This window comes from Oceanicola sp. 22II-s10i (assembly GCF_002210105.1).
GTDB lineage: Bacteria > Pseudomonadota > Alphaproteobacteria > Rhodobacterales > Rhodobacteraceae > Pseudooceanicola.
Genome location: NZ_AQQU01000003.1, coordinates 175,687 through 202,189, shown reverse-complemented (window position 1 = coordinate 202,189; position 26,503 = coordinate 175,687). Strand labels below are relative to the sequence as shown.

Annotated in this window: 27 protein-coding genes; 16 read left to right on the top strand and 11 right to left on the bottom strand. The window is 66.1% G+C overall.

From position 1 onward, the window contains the following. Positions 1-25 precede the first annotated feature (25 nt). From ATO6_RS11105 to ATO6_RS11070, 8 genes are read left to right on the top strand one after another with little or no spacing between them, the layout of a single operon-like run. Positions 26-946 carry a DMT family transporter gene (locus ATO6_RS11105; protein WP_088624066.1) on the top strand — a complete coding sequence of 307 codons (921 nt, stop codon included), beginning with the start codon at positions 26-28 and terminating at the stop codon, positions 944-946. A 56-nt stretch (positions 947-1,002) separates the two neighbouring features. Continuing rightward, a complete protein-coding gene (locus ATO6_RS11100; protein ID WP_088624065.1) occupies positions 1,003-1,860 on the top strand; it encodes an ATPase in 858 nt (285 codons plus the stop codon). Between the two features lie 45 nt (positions 1,861-1,905). After that, positions 1,906-2,829 (top strand): homoserine O-succinyltransferase, encoded by a 924-nt coding sequence (gene metA / locus ATO6_RS11095; protein WP_088624064.1) that lies wholly within the window; start codon positions 1,906-1,908, stop codon positions 2,827-2,829. Then, the gene (locus tag ATO6_RS11090) at positions 2,804-3,772 is read left to right on the top strand and encodes an alpha/beta fold hydrolase (protein ID WP_088624063.1); all 969 of its coding nucleotides are present in this window, start codon (positions 2,804-2,806) and stop codon (positions 3,770-3,772) included. Before metA ends, ATO6_RS11090 begins: the two co-directional genes overlap by 26 nt. Before the next feature lie 41 nt (positions 3,773-3,813). Continuing rightward, a complete protein-coding gene (gene ppk2 / locus ATO6_RS11085) occupies positions 3,814-4,683 on the top strand; it encodes a polyphosphate kinase 2 (RefSeq protein ID WP_088624062.1) in 870 nt (289 codons plus the stop codon). Beyond that, positions 4,676-5,302, top strand: coding sequence for a TetR/AcrR family transcriptional regulator (locus ATO6_RS11080; RefSeq protein WP_088624061.1), 627 nt, complete (start codon positions 4,676-4,678; stop codon positions 5,300-5,302). Before ppk2 ends, ATO6_RS11080 begins: the two co-directional genes overlap by 8 nt. Positions 5,303-5,359: 57 nt before the next feature. Further along, positions 5,360-5,653, top strand: a complete 294-nt coding sequence (locus ATO6_RS11075) for a hypothetical protein (protein ID WP_088624060.1) — start codon at positions 5,360-5,362, stop codon at positions 5,651-5,653. After that, positions 5,646-7,430 (top strand): methyl-accepting chemotaxis protein, encoded by a 1,785-nt coding sequence (locus tag ATO6_RS11070; RefSeq protein WP_088624059.1) that lies wholly within the window; start codon positions 5,646-5,648, stop codon positions 7,428-7,430. Before ATO6_RS11075 ends, ATO6_RS11070 begins: the two co-directional genes overlap by 8 nt. 255 nt (positions 7,431-7,685) lie before the next feature. Here the strand turns inward: ATO6_RS11070 and rpsI are convergent, their stop codons facing one another. Both rpsI and rplM read right to left on the bottom strand, forming a co-directional pair. Continuing rightward, the gene (rpsI, locus tag ATO6_RS11065; protein ID WP_088624058.1) at positions 7,686-8,186 is read right to left on the bottom strand and encodes a 30S ribosomal protein S9; all 501 of its coding nucleotides are present in this window, start codon (positions 8,184-8,186) and stop codon (positions 7,686-7,688) included. Continuing rightward, positions 8,186-8,650: a 50S ribosomal protein L13 gene (rplM, locus tag ATO6_RS11060; protein ID WP_088624057.1), complete on the bottom strand. Its 465-nt coding sequence runs from the start codon at positions 8,648-8,650 to the stop codon at positions 8,186-8,188. The genes rpsI and rplM overlap by 1 nt, the downstream gene beginning before the upstream one ends. Positions 8,651-8,988: 338 nt before the next feature. On the opposite strand from rplM, the gene ATO6_RS11055 reads away from it, so the two are divergent. Beyond that, complete coding sequence (locus tag ATO6_RS11055) at positions 8,989-9,594, top strand: hypothetical protein (protein ID WP_088624056.1); 606 nt, start codon at positions 8,989-8,991, stop codon at positions 9,592-9,594. A 64-nt stretch (positions 9,595-9,658) separates the two neighbouring features. On the opposite strand, the gene ATO6_RS11050 is transcribed toward ATO6_RS11055, so the two are convergent. Further along, positions 9,659-10,081, bottom strand: a complete 423-nt coding sequence (locus tag ATO6_RS11050) for a PaaI family thioesterase (RefSeq protein ID WP_088624055.1) — start codon at positions 10,079-10,081, stop codon at positions 9,659-9,661. Positions 10,082-10,138: 57 nt separating this feature from the next. Here ATO6_RS11050 and ATO6_RS11045 point away from each other — a divergent pair, with 57 nt between their 5' ends. The 5 genes from ATO6_RS11045 (at position 10,139) to gluQRS (ending at position 14,935) form a co-directional block, all read left to right on the top strand. Beyond that, the gene (locus ATO6_RS11045) at positions 10,139-10,924 is read left to right on the top strand and encodes an enoyl-CoA hydratase (protein WP_088624054.1); all 786 of its coding nucleotides are present in this window, start codon (positions 10,139-10,141) and stop codon (positions 10,922-10,924) included. Positions 10,925-11,116: 192 nt separating this feature from the next. Continuing rightward, on the top strand, positions 11,117-12,427 hold the full coding sequence (locus ATO6_RS11040) for a cytochrome-c peroxidase (RefSeq protein ID WP_088624053.1): 1,311 nt from the start codon (positions 11,117-11,119) through the stop codon (positions 12,425-12,427). 39 nt (positions 12,428-12,466) lie between these two features. Beyond that, the gene (gene trmFO, locus ATO6_RS11035; RefSeq protein ID WP_088624052.1) at positions 12,467-13,825 is read left to right on the top strand and encodes a methylenetetrahydrofolate--tRNA-(uracil(54)-C(5))-methyltransferase (FADH(2)-oxidizing) TrmFO; all 1,359 of its coding nucleotides are present in this window, start codon (positions 12,467-12,469) and stop codon (positions 13,823-13,825) included. Between the two features lie 56 nt (positions 13,826-13,881). After that, positions 13,882-14,079, top strand: a complete 198-nt coding sequence (locus ATO6_RS11030) for a hypothetical protein (protein ID WP_088624051.1) — start codon at positions 13,882-13,884, stop codon at positions 14,077-14,079. Beyond that, positions 14,042-14,935: a tRNA glutamyl-Q(34) synthetase GluQRS gene (gene gluQRS, locus ATO6_RS11025; protein ID WP_088624050.1), complete on the top strand. Its 894-nt coding sequence runs from the start codon at positions 14,042-14,044 to the stop codon at positions 14,933-14,935. Before ATO6_RS11030 ends, gluQRS begins: the two co-directional genes overlap by 38 nt. Before the next feature lie 4 nt (positions 14,936-14,939). Here gluQRS and hisI read toward each other — a convergent pair whose 3' ends face one another. Further along, positions 14,940-15,299, bottom strand: coding sequence for a phosphoribosyl-AMP cyclohydrolase (hisI, locus tag ATO6_RS11020; protein WP_088624049.1), 360 nt, complete (start codon positions 15,297-15,299; stop codon positions 14,940-14,942). 66 nt (positions 15,300-15,365) lie between these two features. Between hisI and ATO6_RS11015 the strand changes: the two genes are divergently transcribed. Further along, entirely contained in the window at positions 15,366-15,821 is a 456-nt protein-coding gene (locus ATO6_RS11015; RefSeq protein ID WP_088624048.1) for an iron-sulfur cluster assembly scaffold protein, read from the top strand. A 326-nt stretch (positions 15,822-16,147) separates the two neighbouring features. On the opposite strand, the gene ATO6_RS25435 is transcribed toward ATO6_RS11015, so the two are convergent. The 5 genes from ATO6_RS25435 to ATO6_RS10995 form a co-directional block, all read right to left on the bottom strand. Further along, positions 16,148-16,270, bottom strand: a complete 123-nt coding sequence (locus ATO6_RS25435; RefSeq protein WP_254919122.1) for a hypothetical protein — start codon at positions 16,268-16,270, stop codon at positions 16,148-16,150. A gap of 115 nt (positions 16,271-16,385) precedes the next feature. Continuing rightward, complete coding sequence (gene recG, locus ATO6_RS11010; RefSeq protein WP_088624047.1) at positions 16,386-18,470, bottom strand: ATP-dependent DNA helicase RecG; 2,085 nt, start codon at positions 18,468-18,470, stop codon at positions 16,386-16,388. Then, complete coding sequence (ligA, locus tag ATO6_RS11005) at positions 18,467-20,728, bottom strand: NAD-dependent DNA ligase LigA (RefSeq protein ID WP_088624207.1); 2,262 nt, start codon at positions 20,726-20,728, stop codon at positions 18,467-18,469. Before ligA ends, recG begins: the two co-directional genes overlap by 4 nt. A gap of 108 nt (positions 20,729-20,836) precedes the next feature. Next, positions 20,837-21,553, bottom strand: a complete 717-nt coding sequence (gene ctrA / locus ATO6_RS11000; RefSeq protein ID WP_088624046.1) for a response regulator transcription factor CtrA — start codon at positions 21,551-21,553, stop codon at positions 20,837-20,839. A gap of 115 nt (positions 21,554-21,668) precedes the next feature. Next, on the bottom strand, positions 21,669-21,950 hold the full coding sequence (locus ATO6_RS10995; protein ID WP_088624045.1) for a DUF1153 domain-containing protein: 282 nt from the start codon (positions 21,948-21,950) through the stop codon (positions 21,669-21,671). A 146-nt stretch (positions 21,951-22,096) separates the two neighbouring features. On the opposite strand from ATO6_RS10995, the gene mnmA reads away from it, so the two are divergent. Continuing rightward, a complete protein-coding gene (gene mnmA, locus ATO6_RS10990) occupies positions 22,097-23,239 on the top strand; it encodes a tRNA 2-thiouridine(34) synthase MnmA (RefSeq protein ID WP_088624044.1) in 1,143 nt (380 codons plus the stop codon). Positions 23,240-23,384: 145 nt separating this feature from the next. On the opposite strand, the gene ATO6_RS10985 is transcribed toward mnmA, so the two are convergent. Both ATO6_RS10985 and ATO6_RS10980 read right to left on the bottom strand, forming a co-directional pair. Beyond that, a complete protein-coding gene (locus ATO6_RS10985; protein WP_088624043.1) occupies positions 23,385-24,818 on the bottom strand; it encodes an NAD(P)(+) transhydrogenase (Re/Si-specific) subunit beta in 1,434 nt (477 codons plus the stop codon). A 15-nt stretch (positions 24,819-24,833) separates the two neighbouring features. Further along, the gene (locus ATO6_RS10980) at positions 24,834-26,408 is read right to left on the bottom strand and encodes a Re/Si-specific NAD(P)(+) transhydrogenase subunit alpha (RefSeq protein WP_088624042.1); all 1,575 of its coding nucleotides are present in this window, start codon (positions 26,406-26,408) and stop codon (positions 24,834-24,836) included. Between the last annotated feature and the right edge of the window lie 95 nt (positions 26,409-26,503).

Below are 26,503 nucleotides of genomic sequence, written 5' to 3'. Positions count from 1 at the left end.
CCATGGAAAGGCGCTTGATCGCGGCATGGAACAAAAGACCATCTCATCCGCCGCATGGGGCCAGATCGCCCTGCTTGCCCTGATCTGGGGCGCGTCCTTCATGGCCATGCGGATCGCGCTGGACGAAATCGGCGTCTTCACGGTCGTGCTGCACCGGACTGGGTGGGCGATGCTGGCGCTCTGGGCCTACGTGCTGATCGCGGGGCTTGAGGTGCCGCGCGACGCCCGCACATGGGGGGCGTTCCTCGTGATGGGCGTGCTGAACAACGTGCTGCCGTTCAGCCTGCTGGTCTTTGGCACCGCGCATCTGGAAACCGGGCTGGTGTCGATCTTCAACGCCTCGACCGCCGTCTTCGGCGTGCTGATCGCGGCCATCGTCTTTGCCGACGAAAAGCTGACCCGGCGCAAGGCATTCGGCGTCGCCTTCGGGTTCTGCGGCGTCGCGGTGGCCATGGGGCTGGAGAACCTGCGCCAGTTCGACCTGCGCTCGGTCGCGCAGCTGGCCTGCATCGGGGCGGCGGTCTGTTATGGCTCGGCCGGGTCATGGGCGCGGGCCCGGCTGGGGCACCTGAAGCCGCAGATGGCCGCGGCCGGGATGCTGACCGGGGCCACGGTGGTCATGCTGCCGCTGGTCTGGATCGTCGAGGGCCCGGTGTCGCTGTCGCTGCAACCGGTGACATGGGCCGCGATCGGCTATTTCTCGATCATCGCGACGGCGGCGGCGTTCCTGCTCTACTACTCGATCCTCGCCAAGGCCGGATCGGGCAACCTGATGCTGGTGACGCTGCTGGTCGCGCCGGTGGCGATCGTGCTGGGCGCCGTCGTGTTCGGCGAGGCACTGCATCCGCGCCACTACGCCGGGTTCGCACTGATCACGCTGGGCCTCGCGGTGCTGGATGGCCGCATCCTGCGGCTGCTGATCCCGGCGCGGAGCAATAGCGTTTGACCGTCCTCGCACCCTGCCCTAACACGCTGGCCTGACTGGAACCCGAGGGTGGCGCGATGATCTACAAGACGGCGGACGACTGGCGCGCGGCCACGCAGAAACGGGTGATGCTGTTCGGCATGTCCGGGCTCGGCAAGACCCACGTGTCGAACCTGCTGCGCAACAGCGGCGACTGGTTCCACTACTCGGTCGATTACCGCATCGGCACCCGTTACATGGGCGAGCACATCACCGACAACGCCAAGGCGCATGCGATGAAGGTGCCGTTCCTGCGCGAACTGCTGATGTCGGATTCGATCTACATCGGATCCAACATCACCTTCCACAACCTCGCGCCGCTTTCGACCTACCTCGGCAAGCCCGGCGATCCCGACAAGGGCGGCGTGCCGTTCGAGGATTACATGATCCGTCAGGCCCAGCACCGCGAGGCCGAGATCGCCGCGATGCGCGACACCGCGCATTTCGCGGACCGGGCCGTCCGGCTCTATGGCTATCCGCATTTCGTCTGCGACACCTCCGGGTCCATCTGCGAGATCGTCGATCCCTTCGATCCGGCCGATCCGCTGCTGGACGAAATCGCGCAGACGGCGCTGCTGGTGTGGATCAAGGGCTCTGACGATCATACCGAGGAACTGATCCGCCGTTTCGACCGCGCACCCAAGCCGATGTATTACCAGCCCGACTTCCTGCACAAGGCTTGGGCGGACTACCTGTCCGAGACGGGAAATGCACCCGCAGAGGTTGACCCCGACGCCTTCGTGCGGTGGACCTATGCCAAGGCTCTGGCGCACCGCCAGCCCCGCTACGAGGCGCTCGCGCGCCGCGGGGTGACCGTGACCGCCGATGCCGTGGCCGCCATCCGCAGTGCGGCCGGGTTCGAAGACATGATCGCCGACGCCCTTGAGGCGCGCTGAGCATTCCCTATCTTCGCCGCTGACAATCAATCGAGGCTGAGTCACATGCCGATCAAGATCCCTTCCGACCTTCCCGCCTATGACGTGCTGACGCGCGAGGGCGTGATGGTCATGTCCGAGGATCAGGCCGCCCGGCAGGACATCCGTCCGATAAAGATCGCGCTGCTCAATCTGATGCCCAAGAAGATCCAGACCGAGATCCAGTTCTCGCGCCTGATCGGGGCGACCCCGCTGCAGATCGAGCTGACGCTGATCCGCATGACGGATCACGAAACGCGCAATACCGCCTCGGAGCATATGGAGGAGTTCTATCGCCCCTTCGCCGAGGTCGAGGCCTCGGACGAGAAGTTCGACGGCCTGATCATCACCGGCGCCCCGATCGAGCATCTGGAATACGAGGCCGTCACCTATTGGGACGAACTGACCCGCGTCTTCCAGTGGACCCAGACCCACGTCCATTCGACCTTTGGCGTCTGCTGGGGCGGGATGGCGATGATCCACCATTTCCACGGCGTACCCAAGCACCTGCTGGATGCCAAGCTGTTCGGTGTCTTTCCGCTGCAGAACCTCGACCGGACCTCGCCCTACCTGCGGGGATTCTCGGATGCCTGCACGATCCCCGTGTCGCGCTGGACCGAGATCCGGCAGAGCGAGGTGGACGCGGTGCCGTACCTCAAGACCCTGCTGGCCGATCCGCTGACCGGCCCCTGCCTGGTCGAGGATCCGGGGCACCGGGCGCTCTATATCTTCAATCATTTCGAATATGACAGCGACACGCTGAAACAGGAATACGATCGGGACGTATCTGAAGGGACACCGATCGAGGTTCCCGTGAACTACTACCCCGAAAACGACCCCGCCAAACCGCCGACGAACCGCTGGCGCAGCCATGCGCACCTGCTCTACGGCAACTGGATCAACCAGATTTACCAGACGACGCCCTATGATCTGGCTTCTATCGGCACTTAGGATCGTGACCGCGCTGGTCCTGATCGTCGCCGTCATCGCGGCGCTGACGCTGTGGCGCGTGTCGTCCCGGCGCGCGGCGGCCGAGGCGGCGCATCCGCCCGAGGGCAGCTTTGTCGAGGTGGACGGCCAGCGCGTGCATTACGTGCAGAAGGGTCAGGGCCCGGACGTGGTGCTGATCCACGGCGCGTCCGGCAACACGCGGGACATGACGTTTTCGCTGGTCGACCGGCTTGCGGGCGACTTCCGCGTCACCGCCTTCGACCGGCCCGGCATGGGCTATACGCCGCGCATGGCCGCCTCGGGCGTGACCGTCACCGATCAGGCGCGCCTGCTGTCGGGCGCGGCGCAGGCGCTCGACCTCGACCGCCCCGTCGTCGTCGGCCAGAGCTTCGGCGGCGCGGTCGCGATGGCATGGGCCACCCGGTTTCCGGACCGTGCGGCCTCGGTGGTCCTGCTGGCCGGCGCGACCTATCCCTGGCCGGGGGAACTGGACCGGCTCTACGTCATCCTCTCCCGCCCGGTGATCGGCCCGATCCTGACCCACCTGATCGCCGCGTGGGTGCCCATGTCCTACATCCGCGGACAGGTCGACGGGGTCTTCACCCCGCAGGATGCCCCCGCGGGCTATGACGACGCCATCGGCCTCGGCCTGATCATCCGCCCCGAGACGCTCCGCGCCAATGCGCAGCAGCGGACCGACCTGCGCCCCGAACTCCGCGCCCTGTCGCATGACTATCCGGGCGTCGACATGCCGATCGAGATCCTGCACGGCACCGCCGACGACATCGTCGGGCTGGAGATCCACTCCGAGGCGCTGGAGCGCGACGCGCCTGACGCCCGCCTGACCCGCCTGCCCGGCATCGGCCACATGCCGCACCATGTCGCGCAGGACGCGGTCCTCGCCGCAATCCGCAGGGCCGCCGAACGGGCCGGATTGCGCTGACCCCTCCGCGCCTCCATATTGTGGAAAAAGAGGAAATCCTTATGGACCTGCCCTTTGACGGCGCGATCACCACGTTCTTCGAAGACGAGGCGCCCAAGGACATCCGCAACGCCATCAAGCGCGCAGAGAAGGACGACATCATCGGCACGGGCTATCCCTATTCCGAGCGGATGAAGGGCAAGTCCTATGACCGCGAGCTCGAGGCGCTGCAGATCGAACTGGTCAAGCTGCAGTACTGGGCCAAGGAAACGGGCGCCCGGATCGCCATGGTGTTCGAAGGCCGCGACGCCGCCGGAAAAGGCGGTACGATCAAACGCTTCCGCGAGAACCTTAATCCACGTGGCGCGCGGGTCGTGGCGCTTCCCAAGCCCTCGGAAACCGAGGCGACGCAATGGTATTTTCAGCGCTACGTCGACCACCTGCCCTCGGGCGGCGAGATCGTGTTCTTCGACCGCTCATGGTACAACCGGGGCGTGGTCGAGCATGTTTTCGGCTTCTGCACGCCGAACCAGCGCGAACACTTCTTTCACCAGGTCCCCGAGTTCGAGAAGATGCTGGCGGACGAAGGCATCCTGCTCTTCAAGTTCTGGCTGAACGTCGACCGCGCCGAACAGCTCCGCCGGTTCATCGACCGCGAACGCGATCCGCTGAAGCAGTGGAAACTGTCGTGGATCGACGTCGAGGGGCTGAAGAAATGGGACGCCTATTCCGAGGCGATCCAGGAAACCCTGCGCCGCACCCACACCGACGTCGCGCCGTGGACGATCATCCGGTCGGACGACAAGCGTCGGGCGCGAATCGGGGCGATCCGGCATGTGCTCGCCTCGGTCGATTATGCCCGCAAGGACACGAAGGCCGTCGGTCAGCCCGATCCCAAGATCGTCGGCGGGCCGGACATCTGGGATGCATAAGAAACGCGGCTATCACCACGGCAACCTGCGGCAGGCCCTCGTCGAGGCGGCGCTGAGCCTGATCGAGGAGAAGGGCCCGACCGGCTTCACCCTCTCCGAGGCGGCGAAGCTGGCGGGCGTCACCCCCGCCGCCGTCTACCGTCATTTCGAAGGCCGCGAGGACCTGATCGCCGAGGCCGCGCGGCAGGGCTATGAAATCTTCGCGGATGTCATCGAATACGCCTATGCCAAGGGCCAGCCCTCGGCGCTGGCGGCGTTCGAGGCGACGGGCCGCGCCTATCTCGCCTTTGCCCGCAAGTATCCCGGCCATTACATCGCGATGTTCGAAAGCGGCATCTCGGTCAACCGCACGCCCGAGCTCGCCGCCGTGTCGCGCCGGGCCTGGGACGCGCTGGAAAGGGCGGCCGCGGACCTGTCGCGCCACATACCGCCGGAAAAGCGCCCGCCGGCCTCCATGTTCTCGGCCCATATCTGGGCGCTCAGCCACGGGGTCGTGGAACTGTTCGCCCGCAATTCGCCCGGCAGCCAGTCGCCCTTCCCCGCCGAAGAGCTGCTGGAATCCGGGATCGGCGTCTACCTGCGCGGGCTTGGCCTGCTGCCGCCCGACGACACGGTGTGACGGCCGGAAACCAAATCGAAACCTGACTGCGTCATAGAGGCCCGGAAAGGAGCCGCGATGACGCATGCACTCATCACTGCCGCAACCATGATCGCGCTGGCCATCGGGCCGCTGACCCTGCTCTCCGGCCCGGCGCCGGATGATGGGGTCGTTCTGGTCGTCGTGCCACCCTGGCGGGACTCCGCAGCGATCCTTGCGGCCGCCGGAATGCGCCCGGTCGGACCGGTGCAGGCGCCGTTCGCGGTTCTGGCAGCCGGGGCGCCCGGTTCGGCCAAGGCCCTGACCGGGGTCTGGGCGGTGATCGGTGCCGGGCGGATCGCGGCGATATGCGGGGTTCGGACCAATGGATAGATCGGAAACCACGGATTTCGAGGCATCGCGCGCCCTCGGAATGCGGATCATCTGCCTGCTGACGATCCTCAGCGCGCCCGTCGTCGCAGGAACGGGCTGGTACGTGGGCACGGCACCCGCGGTCGCGCTGACCGGCGCACTGGTCTTTGCGGCGGTCGGGGCCATGGCGCTTCGGATGCGGGGGCGTACGGGCCGCATCGTCGCGGCGCAGGCGATCACCGGCCAGTGCATCACACTGAATGCAGCGATGATGGGCCATCCGATGCAGATCGACATCCACATGGTCTATTTCGCCGTGCTGGCCATGCTGATGCTGATGTCCGGAATCCGTGCCCTGCTGGTGGCGGCTGGCACCATAGCGGTGCATCACCTGATACTGACCTTCGCCCTGCCCGCGCTGGTCTATCCCTCGACCGACCTGATGCTCAACATCGGCCGCACCGGGCTCCATGCGTTGGTCGTCGTAATGGAAACGATCGCACTCGGCCTGACGATCCACATGCGTCTGGCCCTGGAACAGCGCGCGCAGACCCAGCACCGGGACATGCAGGCGGCGGCCGAACGAACCGCCGCCGCGCTCGAGACCGCGGAAACGGAAAAGGCGCGCGCCGAATCCGCCCTGGCGGAAGCCGAGGCGGCAATCGCCGCCGCCGCCCGCGCGCGGGACGAGGCCGAAGCGGCGCTCCGCCGTGCCGAAGACAACGCACATGCCGCGCGCATGGCCGAGGAAACGGCGGCGGAGGAACGCGCCCGCCACATGGACGAGGCAGCGCATGCGGTCTCGAGCATGATCGCGAACCTCGAACAGATGTCACGCGGCAACCTGTCCGTCCGCTTCACCGAGGCGCTGCCCGATGCCTACAATGCCGGGGCCGAAGCGTTCAACGCCGCGCTGGACCGGATTTCGGATACGATGCGACAGGTTACACAGGAAACCCAGTCGATCCAGGCTCAGTCGGGCGAGATCACGCAGGCCGCGGGCGATCTGTCCCAGCGGACGGAACGGCAGGCGGCCACCCTTTCCGCCCTGTCGACCACCCTGAGCAGCCTGACGGACCTCGTGACCAAAGTGGCCAGCGATGCGAACGAGGCGCGAACCCAGACGCTGGCCGCACGAGACAAGGCGCATCAGGGCGGAGACGTGATGACCCGTGCCGTACAGGCGATGGACGCGATCGAGGCGTCATCCTCCGAGGTGCGCAAGATCATCAGCGTGATCGAGGACATTGCCTTTCAGACCAACCTGCTGGCCCTGAACGCGGGTGTCGAAGCGGCACGCGCCGGTGATGCGGGTCGTGGCTTTGCAGTCGTGGCGACCGAGGTCCGGGCACTGGCCTCGCGCTCCTCCGATGCGGCACGGGAAATCGACGGGCTGATCAATGCCAGCGGCCAGCAGATCACCGAAGGCGTGCAACTGGTCAAACGCACCGGCATCGCACTGGGCGAGATCAAGGGCGCGGTCGAAGATATCGCGCAGGGTATGCAAACCATCGCCGAGGCCACGCAGCGGCAGTCGCGTGAACTGGCGGATGTGAATTCCGGCATTTCGGACCTCGATCACGTCACACAGCAGAATGCCGCGATGTTCGAGGAAACGATGGCCGCGAACACCGCGCTGACCGACAATGCCAGACACCTCACGACCTTGATCGGCCGGTTCCGCATGTCCGGCGCACCGGGTACGGACCAAATGTTCGATACCGGAATAGCCCCGGATGAGGACAGGGATTGGGGCATGAAAGCCCCCGTTGCGCCACCAGTCGCGAAAAGCGCCTGAGCCCTGCATCGTCTATCCTCGGGGTGGGGTTCGAAAGGAACCTTTTGTTCCATTTGTTGGTTCGTGCCGGACTGCGGCTGCCGGGGCCCGGATGCATTCGCCCGGTATAGAACGCAAGGAGGATCGACACAGCGTTCCAGTCGCGCATTGGTCCGCACAGTCGCCCTGGGTCCGCCTGATCCGCACCTCTGCCTCGTGGACATGAAAAAGGGCCGCAAGAGCGGCCCTTTCGATTTCCGGGAACAGGTCCCCGTATCAGCGCTTGGAGAACTGGAAGCTGCGGCGGGCCTTCGCCTTGCCGTACTTCTTGCGTTCCACGACGCGGCTGTCGCGGGTCAGGAACCCGGCTGCCTTGAGCGCGCCGCGCAGCGACGGATCGTAGAGCTGCAGCGCCTTGGAGATGCCGTGCTTGACCGCGCCGGCCTGACCGGACAGGCCACCGCCCGCAACGGTCGCATAGACGTCGAACTCACCCTCGACACCGGCGACGGTGAAGGGCTGGCGCAGGATCATCTGCAGCACGGGACGCGCGAAGTAGGTGTCCATCTCCTTGCCGTTCACGGTGACCTTGCCGGAGCCCGGCTTGATCCAGACGCGGGCGACCGCATCCTTCCGCTTGCCGGTGGCATAGGAGCGGCCCAGTTCGTCGCGAACCGGCTCGCGCGAGACATCGGCCTCGGCCAGTGCGGAGACGCCACCGATGTTCTCGGACACGGCGCCCTTCAGCTCTTCCAGAGAATTGATCTGATCGGCCATCATGCGCTCCGCGTGTTCTTGGCGTTCATGGATTTCACATCCAGCACTTCGGGGCTCTGCGCCTCGTGCGGATGCTCGGTGCCGGCATAGACGCGCAGGTTGGTCATCTGCTTGCGGCTCAGGCGGTTGCCCGGCAGCATGCGCTTGACCGCTGCGGTCACGACGCGCTCGGGGTATGCACCCTCGAGGATCTGCTCGGCCGTGCGGTGCTTGATGCCGCCCGGATGGCCGGTGTGCCAGTAGTATTTCTTGTCGGTGCGCTTCTTGCCCGTCATCTGCACCTTGTCGGCGTTGATGACGATGACGTTGTCACCCATGTCCATGTGGGGGGTGAAGGACGGCTTGTGCTTGCCGCGCAGCCGCATGGCGACGATCGAGGCGAGACGGCCCAGCACCACGCCTTCGGCGTCGATGATGATCCATTTCTTGTCGATGTCTGCCGGGGTAGCGGTAAAGGTTTTCATGACGCTTCCTGAGACGTGGAATTCGGATTGCGGTGTTCTAAGCATTTCAGTTGCGCCGTCAAGGGCATTGACCCCGGATTAGTCATGCATTTTCAATGACTTAAAAAATAGGTATCAAAATACCCCAATGCGAACCGCCATACACTGGCGGGGGCGCCGCTCCCAAAGGCCTTTCCGCAGCGCAGCACGTCTTTCTGCAACCGCATCATAATTCAGCCGATACATCGAAATTATGTCCAGAAAACAGGCTTTCGCACTCTTTCCGTCAGGAAAGATCTTCCCTCTCTCCGCCGCCGGATCAATATCGACTGGCACTCAAGTGACAGGGGACAACCACAATGAACAAACTGATCGCTCTTTCCGTTGCGGGCGCGGCGCTCTTCGCCGCTCCTGCAAATGCGCAAAGTGTCGAGTTTTCCTACGGGGCAGCCGGGAACATCGCCGTCTACAGCGGCGGCGAGGAATACACGATCGAAGCCTATGTCGAAGGCAGCTACAACGGCTTCTTCGCCGGTGTCTGGGCATCGACCCTGGACGACGGCGGGCCGTTCGACGTCGAATTCGACCTCTATGCAGGCTACGGCCTGACCATGGGCCAGGTCGACGTCGCCGCGACCGTCACCACCTACATCTACGATGACACCTACGATTCGACGGATGCCGAACTGGCCCTCGCCTTCGCCGTCAACGAGATGCTCAGCGTCGGTGGCGCGGTGGCCTACAACTTCGACTACGAGACGTTCGACGTGTCCGCCGGTTTTGCCGTGACCCCGGTCGAGAACTTCGAACTCGCCGCGCTGGTCGGCGATGACGGCACCGGCGTCTACTGGGAAGCCTCGGCGGTCTACACCTTCTCGAACGGCTTCTATGGCAAGATCCTCTACGAGGACAACGACTACGGCGGGCCGGAAACGGTCACCTTCACCCTCGGGATCGACTTCTGATCCACTGAACGTAACGCCGCCGCGCCCCGGTCGAGGGTGGCGCGGCGGATCGCCTCCGGCGGCGTCAGGACCGCTCGGGCGGGATCGAATAGGTCAGCGTGGCACGTGCGACCGGGGTTTCCGTTCCCTCGGACCGGATCAGCACGTCACCGACCGCCAGAACCCGCCCGAGCTTCAACAGCCGGCATTCCGCGATCAGATCCACACCCGCCGCAGGCTTGCGCATGAAGTCGATGGAGCAATTCGTCGTCACCGCCAGCGCCTTGGGCCCGATCTGCGCAAGGATCGCCAGGTAGACGGCCACATCCGCCAGACCGAACATCGTCGGGCCCGACACGGTGCCGCCGGGCCGCAGATGGCGGTCGGTCACAGGCAGCCGCATGACGATCCCCTGCTCGGTCACCGAGTCCACGACATACTGCTGAGCCTGCGGAAACTCCCGCGCCATGAACGCCTCGAGCGCCACGGCATCCATCTGAACCGTCATGCTTTCCCTCCCTCGTTAGCCGGCATAGAGTTCCGTGAAAGCGGAGGGAGGCACAAGATGGCAATTCTGGAACGTCACGACACCGGCGCAATCGCGCATCTGACGATGAATGCGCCGGAACGGCTGAACGCATTGTCCGACGCGATGCTGGCGGCGCTGCAGTCCGGGCTGGACGACCTGGCGCAGGACCGGGACATCCGCGTGGTGATCCTGTCCGGCGCAGGCAAGGCGTTCTGCGCAGGGCACGACCTGAAGGAGATGCAGGCCGGACGTCAGGCCGAGGATAGCGGTGCGGCTTACTTCGCCGATCTCTTCGCCCGCTGCGCGCGCGTCATGCGCACCATCCGCACCCTGCCCCAGCCGGTCATCGCACGGCCGCACGGCATCGCCACCGCCGCCGGCTGCCAGCTGGTTGCCACCTGTGACATGGCGGTCGCGGCCGAGGGCACGCGCTTCGGGGTCAACGGCGTCAACATCGGGCTGTTCTGCTCCACCCCCATGGTCGCCCTGTCCCGCAACATCCCGCGCAAACGGGCCTTCGAGATGCTGACCACCGGCGAATTCATCGACACCGCCCGCGCCTATGACCTCGGGCTCATCAACCGGACCGCGCCGCCGGAGGATCTGGAGGCCGAGACGCTGAAACTGGCCGAAACGATTGCGGGCAAACTGGGCAGCGCGGTGCGAATCGGGAAATCGGCGTTCTACGCCCAGGCCGAGATGACAGTGGACGACGCCTATGCCTTCACCGGTGAGGTGATGGTGCGGAATATGCTCGATACGGACACCAATGAGGGAATTGAGGCCTTCCTCGCCAAGAGAAAGCCCGACTGGCGGCAATAATCCGCTTAGCTTTGAGGTCCGTTTTTCAGGTTCGACTATTAACCTTCACGAAATAGTCGCAATGTTCCAAAGCAAGTTCAATTGCTTACACGATTGTTTCCGTTTTCGTTCGAATTCTTTACACTTCTGACCCTTTTTCGCCTCATTTGATTTTGTTAGGAAAAAGGCGCTAGTAATGCAGGACATTGCTGAATGACACGAGCGTGGGTCACCGCCGGCATTCTTACCCTCCAGGCCACTCTCTCTCAGGCCGAACAGCTACCGAATGCGGTGACCCACTCGGACTTCCCCCCGACAGACCTGGAACTGGCCCTGCTGGGCCGTGACCTGTTCTTCGATCCGCTGCTGTCGGGCAATCTCAACATCTCCTGCGCCACCTGCCACCATCCCAGCCTTGCCACCGGCGATGCCATGTCGCTGTCGATCGGCGAAGGCGGCACCGCGCTCGGCCCTGACCGGCGTGTGACCGTGCGGAACAGGCCGCAGGCGCGGGTGCCGCGGAATGCCTCGGCGCTGTTCAACCTCGGCGCCTACGAGTTCACGGTGCTGTTTCACGACGGACGGGCCGCGCGCGACGCCGCCGCGCCCTTCGGCATACGCATGCCCGCCGGACGGGACCTGGAACGGCCGATGCCGACCGTGCTCGCGGCGCAGGCGTTGATGCCGGTGCAGTCGCCGGATGAAATGGCCGGCCAACCGGGCGAAAACGCGATCGCCGATGCCGTGGCCGAGGGGCGGATCGGCGGCCCCGACGGGGCCTGGGCGATGATCACGGCCCGTGTCGCCGCCAACCCCGTCTATGCAGCGCGGTTCGCCCCGTTCCTCGACGGACGCGCCATGCATATCAGCGACATCGCCCGCGCACTGGCCGAGTTCGAAACCCACGAGTTCCGCGCCACGGACAGTCCATTCGACGCCTATCTTGCCGGGGACAAGGACGCGCTGGATCCGGCGCAGCGCCGCGGGATGGACCTGTTCTATGGCGACGCCGCATGCAGCAGCTGCCATTCCGGCCCGTTCCAGACCGATCACGGCTTTCACGCGCTCGGCCTGCCGCAGTTCGGGCCCGGCAAGGACACCGACGGGTATTCCGACATCGGCCGCGCCTATGTCTCGGGCGAGGAAACGGATCGCTACCGGTTTCGCACCCCGTCCCTGCGCAACGTGGCCGAGACCGCCCCCTACGGCCACAACGGCGCCTATGCCACGCTGGAGGGCATCGTGCGCCATCACCTCGACCCGATGGCGTCCCTGTCGGCCTATGACCGCGCGCAGGTGCGGCTGGCCTCTGCCCCCGGCACGGCGGACGACTGGCGCGCGATGGACGATTTCGACGAACTTATGCGCATCGCCGAATCCATCGAGATCGCGCCGGTCAGCCTGACCGACGCGCAGATCGCCGACCTGATCGCCTTTCTCGGCGCGCTGACCGATCCCGCCTCGCTCGACGGGCGGCTCGGGGTGCCGGAAACCGTGCCGTCGGGCCTCCCGGTCGAACGCTGACCCTTCCCAAACCGCCCGCTTTCGCCTAGATCGCGGGGCATGTCGAAAACGCTTCATATCGTCGGCGGCGGAATGGCCGGTTCCGAGGCCGCATGGCAGGCCGCCCGCATGGGCGTGGATGTCGTCATCCACGAGATGCGCCCGCAGGTCGCCACCTTCGCCCACAAGACCGGCAACCTGGCCGAGATGGTCTGCTCCAACTCGTTCCGCTCGGACGACGACGAACAGAACGCCGTCGGCCTGCTGCACTGGGAAATGCGCGCGGCGGGCGGGCTGATCATGCAGACCGCCGACCGCCATCGCCTGCCCGCGGGCGGCGCACTGGCCGTCGACCGCGACCCGTTCTCCGAAGACGTCACCGCACGCCTGACCGCCCTGCCCAACGTCCGCGTCGAGGCAGGCGAGATCACCGATCTGCCGACCGACGGTCACTGGATCTTCGCCACCGGTCCCCTGACCTCGCCCGCGCTCGGGCAGGCGATCCAGGCGGAAACCGGCGCCGAACGGCTGGCCTTCTTCGACGCCATCGCGCCGATCGTCTATGCCGAGAGCATCGACATGGACGTCGTCTGGGCGCAGAGCCGCTACGACAAGGGCGAAACGGAGGCGGAGCAGAAAGCCTACCTCAACTGCCCGATGACCAAGCCGCAATACGAGGCCTTCATCGACGCCCTCCTCGCCGCCGACAAGACGGAGTTCCACGAGGGCGAGACGGCGGGCTATTTCGACGGCTGCCTGCCGATCGAGGTGATGGCCGAACGCGGCCGCGAGACGCTGCGCCACGGCCCGATGAAGCCCGTCGGCCTGACCAACGCGCACAGGCCCGAGTACAAGCCCTACGCCGTCGTCCAGCTGCGCCGCGACAACGCACTCGGCACGCTGTTCAACATCGTCGGCTTCCAGACCAAGATGAAGTACGGTGCGCAAACCGATGTTTTCCGGATGATTCCGGGGCTGGAGAACGCCAGCTTCGCCCGTCTCGGCGGGATCCATCGCAACACCTTCATCAACTCGCCGACCCTGCTCGACGACCAGATGCGCCTTCGCTCGCGCCCGAACGTGAGGTTCGCCGGGCAAGTGACTGGTGTTGAAGGATATGTGGAAAGCTCCGCCATGGGCCTGATCGCCGGACGCTTTGCCGCCGCCGAAATCCTCGGCCGCCCGCTGCCGCCCGTGCCGCAGGACACCGCCATGGGCGCGCTGATCCATCACATCACCGGCGGGGCCGAGGCCAAGACCTTCCAGCCGATGAACGTGAACTTCGGCCTGTTCCGCCCGCTCGAGGACGTACGCGGCGGACGGCGGGGCCGCAAGGACCGCTACAAGGGTTACACCGACCGCGCCAAGGCGGCCTGGCAGGACTGGCTCGCGGCGACGGACGAGGCGGCGCTTGCCTGAGACGCGACCGCTTCCCATATCGGGAACCCGACCCGATGTTGCGGAGTTCACGTCTCATGCTGTACCTGCTCGCCCTCCTGCTTCCCCCGCTCGCCATCCTCCTCGCCGGGCGCCCGATCCTGGGGATCGTGATCTTCTTCGTCTGGCTGCCCGCGATCCTGCTGTCCGGGGGCCTGGGGCATCCGGTCTTCATCCTGCTCGCATGGCTCGTGATCCATGAGCGCCAGACCCGCTGGCTCTCCAAGCGGAGCTGAGCTCGCAACCCGCTTCGCGCCCTCGCCGACCGGCCCGCTGCACCTGGGCCATGCCTATTCGGCGATACTCGCCCACGACATGGCGCGGGAGGCGGGCGGCACCTTCCTGCTAAGGATCGAGGACATCGACCGCGACCGCTCCCGACCGGAGTGGGAGGCGCAGATCTACGACGACCTCCGCTGGCTCGGCCTGAGCTGGCCCGAACCGGTGATGCGCCAGTCCGACCGCCAGCCCGCCTACGACGCGGCGCTCGACCGCCTCTGGGCCATGGGCCTGCTCTACCCCTGCACCTGCAACCGCCGCGACATCCTCGCCGCCGCCTCCGCCCCGCAGGAGGGCGCGCCGATGACCGGACCGGACGGCATCGTCTATCCCGGCACCTGCCGTCCCGATGCCGCCCCCTCGGGCCCGCGTCCGCGCGACGTCGCACTCCGGCTCGACATGGCCCGCGCCGCCGCCCTCACCGGTCCGGTAGGTTTCACTGAAACCGGTGCAGGACCGGACGGCGAAACGGGTGATATCACCGTGACCCCCGACACCCTGACCGCCACCATAGGCGACGCCGTTCTCGCCCGCCGGGGCTGGGGCACCGCCTACCACCTCGCCGTGGTCGTGGACGACGCCGCGCAGGGCATCACGCTGGTCACACGTGGCCACGACCTATACGAGGCGACCCCGCTGCATGTCCTGATCGCCAGGCTGCTCGACCTGCCGGTCCCGGCCTACCACCACCACCGCCTGATCCGCGACGAGACCGGCAAACGCCTTGCCAAACGCGACGACGCCCGCGCCATCGCGAAATACCGGGCCGAAGGCGCGCGCCCGGCCGACATCCGCCGGATGGTCGGCCTCTAGTCCCTCAGACCATCGGCTCCATCACCACCGTCTCGCCGCCGTCATCCACCGTTGTATAGAAACACGACCGCCGGTTCGTGTGACAGGCCGGCCCCTCCTGTTCCACCTGCATCAGCAGGCAGTCCCGGTCGCAGTCGACCCGCAGTTCCACCAGCCGTTGCCGGTGCCCGCTGGTCTCGCCCTTGCGCCACAGCTCCTGCCGGGAGCGCGACCAGTAGGTCACCTGCCCCGTCGCCAGCGTTTCGGCCACCGACTCGGCCGACATCCACGCCATCATCAGCACCTCGCCACTGCCCGCATCCTGGGCGATGGCGGGGATCAGCCCGTTCGCGTCGTATTTCAGCGTGCGCGGATCGAATGCCATCTGCGAAACCTTTTGCATCCCGTGGAAGGCACATTATCTAAGAGCCAGACCCGAAAGGAAATCCCGATGTCCGGTGAAAGCGACCTGATCAAGCTGTATTCCTCGCGCATCCTCGCGCTCGCGGCGGACATTCCGCGGCAGGACCGGCTCAGCGATGCCGACGCCACGGTCAAGAAACGCGCACCGCTCTGCGGCTCCACCGTAACGGTCGACGTGAAGCTGGAAGACGGCCGGGTCGCCGATTACGGGCAGGAGGTCCGCGCCTGCGCCCTCGGTCAGGCCTCGGCCAGCATCGTCGGAGCCCATGTCGTCGGCGCCACCCCGGACGAGATTCGCGCCGCCCGCGACGCGCTGGCCAGGATGCTCAAGGAAGACGGCCCCACGCCGCCCGCCCCCTTTGCCGACCTCGAAGTGCTGCGCCCCGCCCGCGACTATCGCAACCGTCACGCCTCGATCCTCCTGGCCCTCGACGCGACGGTCGAAGCACTGGACGACATCGCCGCCCGCAGCAACTGCGCCTGACCCCCATCAGGCGCACAGCCCCCCTGCTTCTTCTGGTCACAAATACTTTGGGGGAGCGCGAGGGGGCAAAGCCCCCTCGTCGGCCCTGACCGCCGCACAGGCGCGACATCACCCAAAGCGCGAACCCCATAAAAAAACCGCCGCACTTCCGATCGGAAGGCGGCGGTCAGGAGAAGCGTTTTCCGTGGGGGACTTCGGACCCGGCCGGGGAATGAGGCAATCCGGCAATCCAGGACAGGCGATCCAGGGGGGCGCACCTACCGCGCTTGGGGAACACGGGGGGACGGCGCGGGGTCCGGAAACACGAAAACCGCAGGCAGAAACTCTCAGGTCAGGGCGGGCAGATAGAGCATGCCCAGCAACATCGTCATCAGCGCGGCGGCCCCGATCGCATCCTGTAGCAGGGTGCCTTGGGCGCGTTTTGCGGTCATCTTGATCTGGTCAATCATCTTCCTGCTCCGTCGCTGTGTCGTTTAACTCTCTGTTGCTCATTTGTTCTCATATCAGCGCGCGTCGTGCAAGAACTTTTTGAGAACAAAACGGAACAAAATGGTTGAAACGCCGCTAACCCACGGAAATCAAACGGATCGCCTCGTCCTGCCCCATCAGCCAAAGCAGCACCCGCGCCGCCTGCCCGCGCGGCCCTTCAAGCGTCTCGTCCTGCGTCAAAAGGGCCCGCGCGTCGCTCTGCGCCACGGCCATCAGACTTGCGTGCCGTTCCAGGTCTGCGACACGGAATCGCGGCAGCCCGGATTGCGCTGTCCCGATCAGATCGCCCGCGCCGCGCATCTCCAGGTCCACCTCGGCGATGCGGAACCCGTCCTCCGTCTCGCGCAGCAACGACAGCCGCCGCTCCGCCGCCTCGCCAAGCGGCGCCCTGTACAGCAGCAGACACGTCGAGGCTGCAGCTCCCCTTCCGACACGCCCCCGCAGCTGGTGCAGTTGCGCGAGGCCGAAAATCTCCGCCCGCTCGATCACCATGATCGAGGCATTCGGCACGTTGACCCCCACCTCGATCACCGTCGTCGCCACCAGCACCTTGGTCCGCCCGGCCACGAACTCCGCCATCGCGGCGTCCTTCTCGGCCACGGGCATCTGGCCGTGCACCAGCCCCACGACCCCCTCGCCTAACGCCGCGCGCAGCCGTTTGAACCGGTCTTCCGCGGCGGTCAGGTCACTTATCTCGCTTTCCTCGACCAGCGGGCAGACCCAGTAGGCCTGCCGCCCCTCGGCCACGGCGCGGCGCAGGTGATCGACCACCTCGTCCAGCCGCCCGAGCGAGATCAGCGCGGTCGTCACCGGCTTGCGCCCCGGCGGCTTCTCGTCCAGCACCGAGACGTCCATGTCCCCATGCGTCGCCAGCGCCAGCGAGCGGGGGATCGGCGTCGCGGTCATTACCAGCACATCCGGCGCGCGCCCCTTCCGCATCAGGTCCATCCGCTGACGCACGCCGAACCGGTGCTGTTCGTCGATCACCGCCAGCCGCAAGTCGTGGAACTCTACATTCGCCTGGAATACCGCATGGGTGCCGACGAGGATGTCGATCTCGCCCCGCGCCAGACGTTCCAGCCGCCCGCGCCGCTCCGCGCCCTTGTCACGGCCGGTCAGACATTCGACGCGGACGCCCGCGGCCTCGGCCAGCGGACCGAGGCTTTCCAGATGCTGCCGGGCGAGAATCTCGGTCGGTGCCATCAGCACCCCCTGCCCGCCCGCCTCGACCGCGATCAGCAGCGCCATGAAGGCGACCAGCGTCTTGCCCGCGCCGACATCGCCCTGCAGCAGCCGCGACATCCGTTCCGGCCCGGCCATGTCCCGCTCGATCTCGATCACCGCGCGGCTCTGCGCCCCGGTCGGCGCATAGTCCAACGCCCCGAGCACCCGCCGCCTGAGCCGCCCGTCGCCCCGCGTCTCCAGCCCCTTGCCGCGCTTGACCGACCGCCGCGCCAGCGCCAGCGTCAGCTGGTGCGCAAAGAGCTCGTCATAGGCCAGTCGCTCCCGCGCCGGGTCGACCTCGGAAATCGCGCCTTCCGGCGCATGAGCGGCAGCCAGAGCCTCGCGCCACGTCGGCCAGTGCCTGGACCGGACCTGCGCGGTGTCGATCCACTCCGCCAGATCGGGCGCGCGGTCCAGCGCAGCCTCGACGGCCTTGGTCATCGCCTTGAGCGTGACACCGTGCGTCAGCGGATAGACGGGCTCGAACTCCGGCACCTCGTCGGCCTCGCCGGGCAGCTGCACGTGGTCGGGATGGGGCATCTGTGCCATCCCGTCAAAGAACTCCACCCGGCCGGACACAAGGCGGCGCGACCCTTCGGGCAGCAGACGCTTCAGGTAGTCGCCGCGAGCGTGGAAGAAGACCAGCTGGAATTCGGTCTCGGCATCAGACACATGCACCCGATAGGCCCCGGCCTTGGTCCGCGACGGACGGTGCGTGCCGACCGTGACCTCGACCGTCGCGACGGCGGGCAGCTCCATCCCCCGGATCGTCGCCCGACGGCGGCGGTCAACCACCGAATGCGGCAGGTGGAGCAGCAGGTCGCGCGGCCGCTCCAGTCCGATCTGCGCCAGATGCTGGGCGGTCTTGGGCCCGACGCCGGGCAGCGTCTCCATCTCCGCGAAGAGCGGGAACAGGATTTCCGGACGGCGGCTCATCCCTCGCCGATCAGGGCCAGCCAGCCGTCTTCGTCGATGGTTTCAATCCCCAGATCCGCGGCCTTCTTGGCCTTGGAACCGGCCCCCGGCCCGGCGACCAGCAGGTCGGTCTTGGCCGAAACGGACCCGGCCACCTTGGCACCGAGCGCCTCGGCCCGCGCCTTGGCCTCGGCGCGGGTCATTTTCTCGAGCGTGCCGGTGAAGACCACCGTCTTGCCCGCGACCGGGCTGCCGGCGGTGTCGGGAAGGTCCTCCTCCTCCACCTCCAGCAACGCGGCCAGCGCGTCGATGGACGCCCGTTCGGCGGGCTGCGCGAAGGTGGAGACGAGCGACACCGCCACGATCGCGCCGATGCCGTCGATGCCCACCAGTTCGTCCCACGCCGCCTTCGCACCCTCCGCCACAGGCTCCGCCTCCCACGCGGCCTGCCGGGCCGGGGCGATCCGGGGGCGCCTGTCCTCCTCGGCTGCGGCGGCACGTTCGCGCGCCTCGGCCTCGTCCGCCGCAACGTGGCGCGCGGCGGCGGGGGCCGCGGCGGTGACGGCGGCCTCGAAGGCCGGCCATGTGCGATAGTGTTTCGCCAGATCGGCGGCCACGACCTCGCCCACATGCCGGATGCCGAGCGCGAAGATCACGCGGCGCAGCGCGATGCGCCGCCGCTCGCGGATCGCGTCGAACAGGTTCTGCGCGCTCTTCTCGCCCCAGCCCTCGCGGTTCTTCAGCTGCTGCAGGCCCGTGCCATACCGCTCTTCCAGCCGGAAGATGTCGGCCGGCTCCCTGATCCAGTCGTCACGATAGAACTGCTCGACCTGTTTCGCGCCGAGACCCTCGATGTCGAAGGCTGCGCGGGACACGAAATGTTTCAGCTTTTCAACGGCCTGTGCCGGACAGATCAAGCCACCCGTGCAACGCCGGACGGCATCGCCCTCTTCCCTGATCGCATCCGACCCGCATTCGGGACAGACCGTCGGAAAACGGTAGGCTTCAGCGCCTTCGGGCCGCTTCGACAGGTCGACATCGGCAACCTTGGGGATCACGTCGCCCGCGCGATAGACCTGCACCCAGTCACCCACGCGGATGTCCTTGCCACCGCGGATCTCTCCGCCCTTGGAGTCGCGGCCCGCGATGTAATCCTCGTTGTGCAGCGTCGCATTCGACACGACCACGCCGCCGACCGTCACCGGTGTCAGCCGTGCCACCGGTGACAGCGCGCCGGTGCGGCCGACCTGGATGTCGATGGCCTCGAGCCAGGTCCAGGCGAGCTCCGCCGGGAACTTGTGCGCCATCGCCCAGCGGGGCGTCGTAGCGCGAAAGCCGAGGCGCTGTTGCAGGGCGAGGTCGTCGACCTTGTAGACCACCCCGTCGATGTCGTAGCCCAGCGTCGCACGCTGCGCCTCGATCGCGGCATAATGGGCCAGCATCTCCTCCGGGCCATCGCAAAGCGCGGTCAGCGGATTGGTCTGGAACCCGAGCGCGGCCAGCCGGTCGATCGCCCCCATCTGGGTTTCGGCCAGTGCCTCCGACACCTCGCCCCATGCATAGGCGAAGAACCTTAACGGGCGCGCCGCGGTGATGGCGGAGTCAAGCTGCCGCAACGATCCGGCTGCCGCATTGCGCGGGTTGGCAAAGGTCTTGCCGCCTGACGCAGCCTGCCGTTCGTTCAGCGCGGCGAAATCGGCGTGGCTCATGTAGACCTCGCCCCGCACTTCGAGCACCTGAGGCGCACCGTCCAGCCGGGCCGGAATGTCGGAGATCGTCCGCGCGTTTGCGGTCACGTTCTCGCCCGTTTCGCCATCCCCCCGCGTGGCGGCCTGCACCAGCACACCGTCCTCGTACCGCAGCGAAAGGCTGAGCCCATCGATCTTGGGCTCCGCAGTGAATGCAAGCGGCGCTCCCCCGTCGAGGTTCAGATACCGCCGTATCCGCGCATCGAAGTCCCGCACCTCTTCGGCTTCGAAGGCGTTGGACAGCGACAGCATCCGCACCGCATGGCGGACCTTGGCAAAGCCGTCGTCCGGTGCCGCGCCGACCTGGTCCGAGGGACTGTCGGCCCGCTTCAGGTGCGGAAACCGCGCCTCGATCGCCGCGTTCCGAATTTTCAGCGCGTCGTATTCCGCGTCGGAAATTTCCGGCGCATCGTCAGTGTGATAGGCCCGGTTCGCCGCATTGAGCACAGCCGCAAGCCGTTCGAGTTCCCGCGCGGCCTGAGCCTCGGTCAGGTCCTCTGCCGCGATTCCGCCGGTATCCGCTGCACTCACGCTGTCCGCCCCTTCTGCACCGGGCCGACGCAGGTCCGCCCGCAGCAAGTGATAGGCAGCCCTGCCGCTCAGGTCCAGAGGCGCGGCGCACCCCGTGCAGCGCCCCGCTCAGGCCCCGAGCGCGATGCGCTGGTCGTCCATCTCTTCCGGCGCCGGATCGCGCAGGACATAGCCGCGCCCCCACACCGTTTCGATGTAGTTGTCACCCCCGGTCGCGGTCGACAGCTTCTTGCGCAGCTTGCAGATGAACACGTCGATGATCTTGAGTTCCGGTTCGTCCATGCCTCCGTAGAGATGGTTCAGGAACATCTCCTTGGTCAGGGTCGTGCCCTTGCGCAGGCTGAGCAGTTCCAGCATCTGGTATTCCTTGCCCGTCAGATGCACCGGTTTGCCCGAAACCTCGACCGTCTTGGCATCCAGGTTCACCGAAGCCTTGCCGGTCCGGATGATGGATTGCGAATGCCCCTTGGACCTGCGGATGATCGCGTGGATCCGGGCGACCAGTTCCTCGCGGTGGAACGGCTTGGTCAGGTAATCGTCGGCGCCGAACCCGAAACCCTTGATCTTGTTTTCCGTATCGTCGGCACCCGACAGGATGAGGATCGGCGTTTCGATCTTGGCCAGCCTCAGCTGGCGCAGCACCTCGTGCCCGTTCATGTCCGGCAGGCCCAGGTCCAGCAGGATCAGGTCGTAGTCGTAGAGCTTGGCCAGGTCGATCCCCTCTTCGCCGAGGTCGGTCGAATAGACGTTGAGATTGGCATGGGTCAGCATCAGCTCGATGCTTTTCGCCGTCGTCGGATCGTCTTCTACCAGCAGTACGCGCATACCAAATCTCCGTTCCTCGCAAAGCTTTCATTCAGGATCGTGAACGGAATTGGTTAATCTCCCGTTACCATATTCCCCGATCGCATAATGCTATTCATAAAATACAGTATACCATTCACGATTGGGACCGGAATTTTTGCACGGCGGTGGCTTTCAGCGCCTCCTCGCCATGATCCGATACCGCTGCGACCCACCCCATGAACTCCTCTTGGCTCAGCCCGTAGCGTTCCAGCGCCTCCTCGCGGGTCAGCAGGCCATAGACCACCCCCCGCACCACGGCCAGCTTGCGCGACACCACCCACCGACCCGTATCGGGTGGCGGCAGGTCTGACCGTGTCATCACGCTGCCGTCTGCAAGCGTCACGGCCCTTGGCCCGGAAACCTTCTTAAGATACATGGCGGCCCATCCCCGCAGTTCTCCTGCCGGACAGAATTGCGGCGGGGATTTAATGCGGCATGAAACGGGGGGCTGTATCTGCCTCGCATTTTCCTATATTTCCCGCATCTTCTGACGGACCTCCGTTCCGGCAACAGGCTAGGCTCATGGCACTCGACAAAACCAACACGCTGAATTCGCTCGGTTTCGCCAAACCGCCCTCGGAAACGCGGGTGGTCGTCGCCATGTCCGGCGGCGTCGACAGTTCGGTCGTGGCCGCGATGCTGGCCGAGGAAGGTTATGACGTCGTGGGCGTCACGCTGCAGCTTTACGACCACGGCGCGGCGCTGGCGAAAAAGGGCGCCTGCTGTGCCGGGCTCGACATTCACGACGCGCGCCGGGTGGCCGAGGAGATGGGATTCCCGCACTACGTGCTGGACTACGAGAACATCTTTCGCGACGCGGTGATCGACGAATTCGCCGACAGCTATCTGGCCGGGGCCACCCCCGTGCCCTGCATCCGCTGCAACGAACGGGTCAAGTTCAAGGACCTGCTGGAAACCGCCCGCGACCTCGACGCCGACTGCATGGCGACCGGCCATTACATCCAGCGCAAGACCGGCGCGCACGGCCCTGAGCTGCACTCCGCCGCCGACCCGAACCGCGATCAGAGCTACTTCCTGTTCTCGACCACCCCGGAACAGCTCGACTTCCTGCGCTTCCCGCTCGGGCACCTGCCGTCCAAGGCCGAGACCCGCGCGCTCGCCGCGAAATACGGGCTGGCGGTGGCGGACAAGCCCGACAGCCAGGACATCTGCTTCGTGCCGAACGGCAACTACGCCTCTGTGATCGAGAAACTGCGCCCCGGCGCGGCGGAACCGGGCGAGATCACGGATACCGAGGGCCGCGTCCTCGGCACGCACAACGGGGTGATCCACTACACGATCGGCCAGCGCCGCGGCCTCGGGATCGGCGGCCTCGCCGACCCGCTCTACGTGGTGAAACTCGACGTCGATACCCGCCGTGTGATCGTCGGCCCGAAAGAGATGCTCGCCACCCGCCACGTCCCGGTGCGCGAGATCAACTGGCTCGGCGACGGTCGTTTCGACGGCACGGCCGAGCGCCACGTCACGGTCAAGGTCCGCTCCACCCGCCCCCCGCGCGAGGCGGTGATCCGTCCGCTGTCGGCCACGACGGCCACGGTCGAACTGCTGACGCCCGAGGAAGGCGTCTCGCCCGGACAGGCCTGCGTCTTCTACGACCCCGACAGCACCCGCATCCTCGGCGGCGGCTGGATTCACAAGGGCTGACGCCAACCGCAGGCGCCGGCCCCCTGCTTCTTCTGGTTCCAAATACTTCGGGGGAGGCGCGGCAAAGCCGCGGCGGGGGCAGAGCCCCCAAAAGCAGAAGGGCGGCCACAAGGACCGCCCTTTCCGTTTCTTCAGACCCCGGACCTCAGCCCAGCTTGTTCAGCAGCGCGCCGATCGAGTCCTTGGCGTCGCCGTAGTACATCCGCGTGTTGTCCTTGTAGAACAGCGGGTTCTCGATGCCCGAATAGCCGGTGCCCTGCCCGCGCTTGGACACGAAGACCTGCTTCGCCTTCCACACTTCCAGCACCGGCATGCCGGCGATCGGAGAGTTCGGATCGTCCTGCGCCGCCGGGTTCACGATGTCGTTCGAGCCGATGACGATGACGACGTCCGTATCGGGGAAGTCCTCGTTGATCTCGTCCATCTCCAGCACGATGTCGTAGGGCACCTTGGCCTCGGCCAGCAGCACGTTCATGTGCCCCGGCAGACGACCCGCGACGGGGTGGATGGCGAAACGCACTTCCTTGCCCTGCCCGCGCAGCTTGCGGGTCAGTTCGGCCACGTTCTGCTGCGCCTGCGCCACCGCCATGCCGTAGCCCGGCACGATGATCACGCTGTCGGCCTCTTCCAGTGCGCTCGCCACGCCGTCGACGTCGATGGCGACCTGTTCGCCCTCGACCTCCATCGCCGGGCCGCTCGTGCCGCCGAAGCCGCCGAGGATGACCGAGACGAAGGACCGGTTCATTGCCTTGCACATGATGTAAGACAGGATCGCACCGGAGGAACCGACCAGCGCGCCGACCACGATCAGCAGGTCGTTCCCGAGCGAGAAGCCGATCGCCGCCGCCGCCCAGCCGGAATAGCTGTTCAGCATCGACACCACGACGGGCATGTCCGCGCCGCCGATGCCCATGATCAGGTGATACCCGATGAAGAGCGAGAAGATCGTCATCAGGAACAGCGGCAGGAAGCCACCGGTGTTGAAGTACCAGACCAGGCAGAGCACCGAGAGCCCGGCCGCCGCCGCGTTCAGGATGTGCCCGCCGGGCAGCTTGGTGGCCGCCGAGGTGACCTTGCCCGCCAGCTTGCCATAGGCGATGACCGAGCCGGTGAAGGTCACGGCACCGATGAACACGCCGAGGAACAGCTCGACCCGGAGGATGTTGATCTCCACCGGCGCCTTGTGCGCCACGACGGCGGCAAAGCCGCGCAGGGTGTCATGGGTGGCCGGGTCCATGCCGAGGACGCGGCTGACCTCGAAATGAGCATTGTAGCCCACGAAGACCGCCGCCAGACCGACCAGCGAGTGCATCGCGGCGACAAGCTGCGGCATCTCGGTCATCTGGACCTTGGTGGCCACCATGTAGCCGAGGATACCGCCGCCCGCGATCAGGATGACTGACAGGATCCACAGGCCGGAGCCCGGCCCGATCAGCGTTGCAAAGACCGCCAGCGCCATGCCGACGATGCCGTACCAGACAGCCCGCTTGGCGCTTTCCTGCCCGGAAAGCCCCCCCAGCGAGAGGATGAAGAGAACGGCTGCGACCACGTAGGCCGCGGTGGTGAATCCGAAATCCATGTCTCGACCTCCCCCTTACGATTTCTGGAACATGGCGAGCATGCGCCGGGTGACGAGGAAGCCGCCGAAGATGTTGATCCCGGCCATAAACACCGACAGCGCCGCCAGCAGGATCACGAGGAAACTCCCCGATCCGATCTGCATCAGTGCGCCGAGGATGATGATCGACGAGATCGCGTTCGTCACGGCCATCAGCGGGGTGTGCAGCGAATGCGACACGTTCCAGATGACCTGGAAGCCGACGAAGACCGACAGCACGAAGACGATGAAGTGCTGCATGAAGCTGGCGGGTGCCACGAGGCCCACGCCAAGCAGCAGCGCGCCGCCGACAGCCAGCAGCGTGACCTGGTTGCGGGTCTGCTTCTTGAACGCCGCGACCTCGGCCGCGCGCTTCTCCTCGACCGTGAGTTCCTTGGCCTTTTCCTTGGGCTTCTGCGCCGCGATGGCCGCGACCTTGGGCGGCGGCGGCGGCCAGGTGATCTCGCCCTTGTGGGTGACCGTGGCGCCACGGATCACGTCGTCTTCCATGTTGTGGTTGACGACGCCGTCCTTCTCGGGCGTCAGGTCCGTCATCATGTGGCGGATGTTGGTCGCGTAGAGGGTCGACGACTGGGTGGCCATCCGGCTGGGGAAGTCGGTGTAGCCGATGATCGTCACGCCGTTGTCGGTGACGACCTTCTGGTCCATCACCGTGCCCTCGGCGTTGCCGCCCTTTTCGGCGGCGAGGTCCACGATGACCGACCCCGGCTTCATCGCCTTGATCATATCCTCGAGCCACAGCTTCGGCGCCTCGCGGTTCGGGATCAGCGCGGTGGTGATCACGATGTCCATCTCGGGCGCCAGCTCGCGGAACTTCTTGAGCTGCGCTTCACGGAATTCCGGCGAGGAAACAGAGGCATAGCCGCCGGTCGCGGCACCGTCCTGCTGCGCTTCCTCGAAGTCGAGATAGACGAATTCCGCACCCATCGATTCGACCTGCTCGGCCACTTCGGGCCGCACGTCGAAGGCGTAGGTGATCGCGCCGAGCGAGGTCGAGGTGCCGATGGCGGCCAGACCCGCGACGCCCGCGCCGACGACCAGGACCTTGGCCGGGGGCACCTTGCCCGCCGCCGTGACCTGACCGGTGAAGAAGCGGCCGAAGTTGTTGCCCGCCTCGATCACCGCGCGGTAGCCCGCGATGTTGGCCATCGACGACAGCGCGTCCATCTTCTGGGCGCGGGAAATACGGGGCACCATTTCCATCGCAATGACGGTGGCGCCCTTTTCCTTCGCCTTTTCAAGCCCCTCGGCGTTGCCGCCGGGGTTGAAGAAGGTGATCAGCGTCTTTTCGGGGGTCAGCCGGTCAAGCTCGGCATCGGTCGGGATCCGCACCTTGGCGATGATGTCCGCCCCGGTCCACAGCGCGTCCGCCGAAGGCACGACGGTCACGCCCGCCTCTTCGTACAGCGCGTCGGCGAATCCGGCCTTCACGCCTGCCCCGGTCTCGATCATGCACTCGTGCCCGAGCTTCTGAAGCTGCCGGGCGCTGTCCGGAGTCATCGCGACCCGGTTTTCGCCCTCGAGCACCTCTTTTGGCGTTCCGATCTTCACTTGGTTCGTCCCCTTTCTGAACAAAGGTCAGGGCCGCGCCGGATCACCCGGAACAGCCCAGAATTCCATTGCGCGCAATATTGTTGCGCAGCCTT

Bases quoted from the DNA above. Each gene is read 5' to 3' on its own strand.
- ATO6_RS11105 (WP_088624066.1), top strand. From the start codon at position 26: ATGGAACAAAAGACCATCTCATCCGCCGCATGGGGCCAGATCGCCCTG.
- ATO6_RS11100 (WP_088624065.1), top strand. From the start codon at position 1,003: ATGATCTACAAGACGGCGGACGACTGGCGCGCGGCCACGCAGAAACGG.
- metA (WP_088624064.1), top strand. From the start codon at position 1,906: ATGCCGATCAAGATCCCTTCCGACCTTCCCGCCTATGACGTGCTGACG.
- ATO6_RS11090 (WP_088624063.1), top strand. From the start codon at position 2,804: ATGATCTGGCTTCTATCGGCACTTAGGATCGTGACCGCGCTGGTCCTG.
- ppk2 (WP_088624062.1), top strand. From the start codon at position 3,814: ATGGACCTGCCCTTTGACGGCGCGATCACCACGTTCTTCGAAGACGAG.
- ATO6_RS11080 (WP_088624061.1), top strand. From the start codon at position 4,676: ATGCATAAGAAACGCGGCTATCACCACGGCAACCTGCGGCAGGCCCTC.
- ATO6_RS11075 (WP_088624060.1), top strand. From the start codon at position 5,360: ATGACGCATGCACTCATCACTGCCGCAACCATGATCGCGCTGGCCATC.
- ATO6_RS11070 (WP_088624059.1), top strand. From the start codon at position 5,646: ATGGATAGATCGGAAACCACGGATTTCGAGGCATCGCGCGCCCTCGGA.
- rpsI (WP_088624058.1), bottom strand. From the start codon at position 8,186: ATGGCCGATCAGATCAATTCTCTGGAAGAGCTGAAGGGCGCCGTGTCC.
- rplM (WP_088624057.1), bottom strand. From the start codon at position 8,650: ATGAAAACCTTTACCGCTACCCCGGCAGACATCGACAAGAAATGGATC.
- ATO6_RS11055 (WP_088624056.1), top strand. From the start codon at position 8,989: ATGAACAAACTGATCGCTCTTTCCGTTGCGGGCGCGGCGCTCTTCGCC.
- ATO6_RS11050 (WP_088624055.1), bottom strand. From the start codon at position 10,081: ATGACGGTTCAGATGGATGCCGTGGCGCTCGAGGCGTTCATGGCGCGG.
- ATO6_RS11045 (WP_088624054.1), top strand. From the start codon at position 10,139: ATGGCAATTCTGGAACGTCACGACACCGGCGCAATCGCGCATCTGACG.
- ATO6_RS11040 (WP_088624053.1), top strand. From the start codon at position 11,117: ATGACACGAGCGTGGGTCACCGCCGGCATTCTTACCCTCCAGGCCACT.
- trmFO (WP_088624052.1), top strand. From the start codon at position 12,467: ATGTCGAAAACGCTTCATATCGTCGGCGGCGGAATGGCCGGTTCCGAG.
- ATO6_RS11030 (WP_088624051.1), top strand. From the start codon at position 13,882: ATGCTGTACCTGCTCGCCCTCCTGCTTCCCCCGCTCGCCATCCTCCTC.
- gluQRS (WP_088624050.1), top strand. From the start codon at position 14,042: ATGAGCGCCAGACCCGCTGGCTCTCCAAGCGGAGCTGAGCTCGCAACC.
- hisI (WP_088624049.1), bottom strand. From the start codon at position 15,299: ATGGCATTCGATCCGCGCACGCTGAAATACGACGCGAACGGGCTGATC.
- ATO6_RS11015 (WP_088624048.1), top strand. From the start codon at position 15,366: ATGTCCGGTGAAAGCGACCTGATCAAGCTGTATTCCTCGCGCATCCTC.
- ATO6_RS25435 (WP_254919122.1), bottom strand. From the start codon at position 16,270: ATGATTGACCAGATCAAGATGACCGCAAAACGCGCCCAAGGCACCCTG.
- recG (WP_088624047.1), bottom strand. From the start codon at position 18,470: ATGAGCCGCCGTCCGGAAATCCTGTTCCCGCTCTTCGCGGAGATGGAG.
- ctrA (WP_088624046.1), bottom strand. From the start codon at position 21,553: ATGCGCGTACTGCTGGTAGAAGACGATCCGACGACGGCGAAAAGCATC.
- ATO6_RS10995 (WP_088624045.1), bottom strand. From the start codon at position 21,950: ATGTATCTTAAGAAGGTTTCCGGGCCAAGGGCCGTGACGCTTGCAGAC.
- mnmA (WP_088624044.1), top strand. From the start codon at position 22,097: ATGGCACTCGACAAAACCAACACGCTGAATTCGCTCGGTTTCGCCAAA.
- ATO6_RS10985 (WP_088624043.1), bottom strand. From the start codon at position 24,818: ATGGATTTCGGATTCACCACCGCGGCCTACGTGGTCGCAGCCGTTCTC.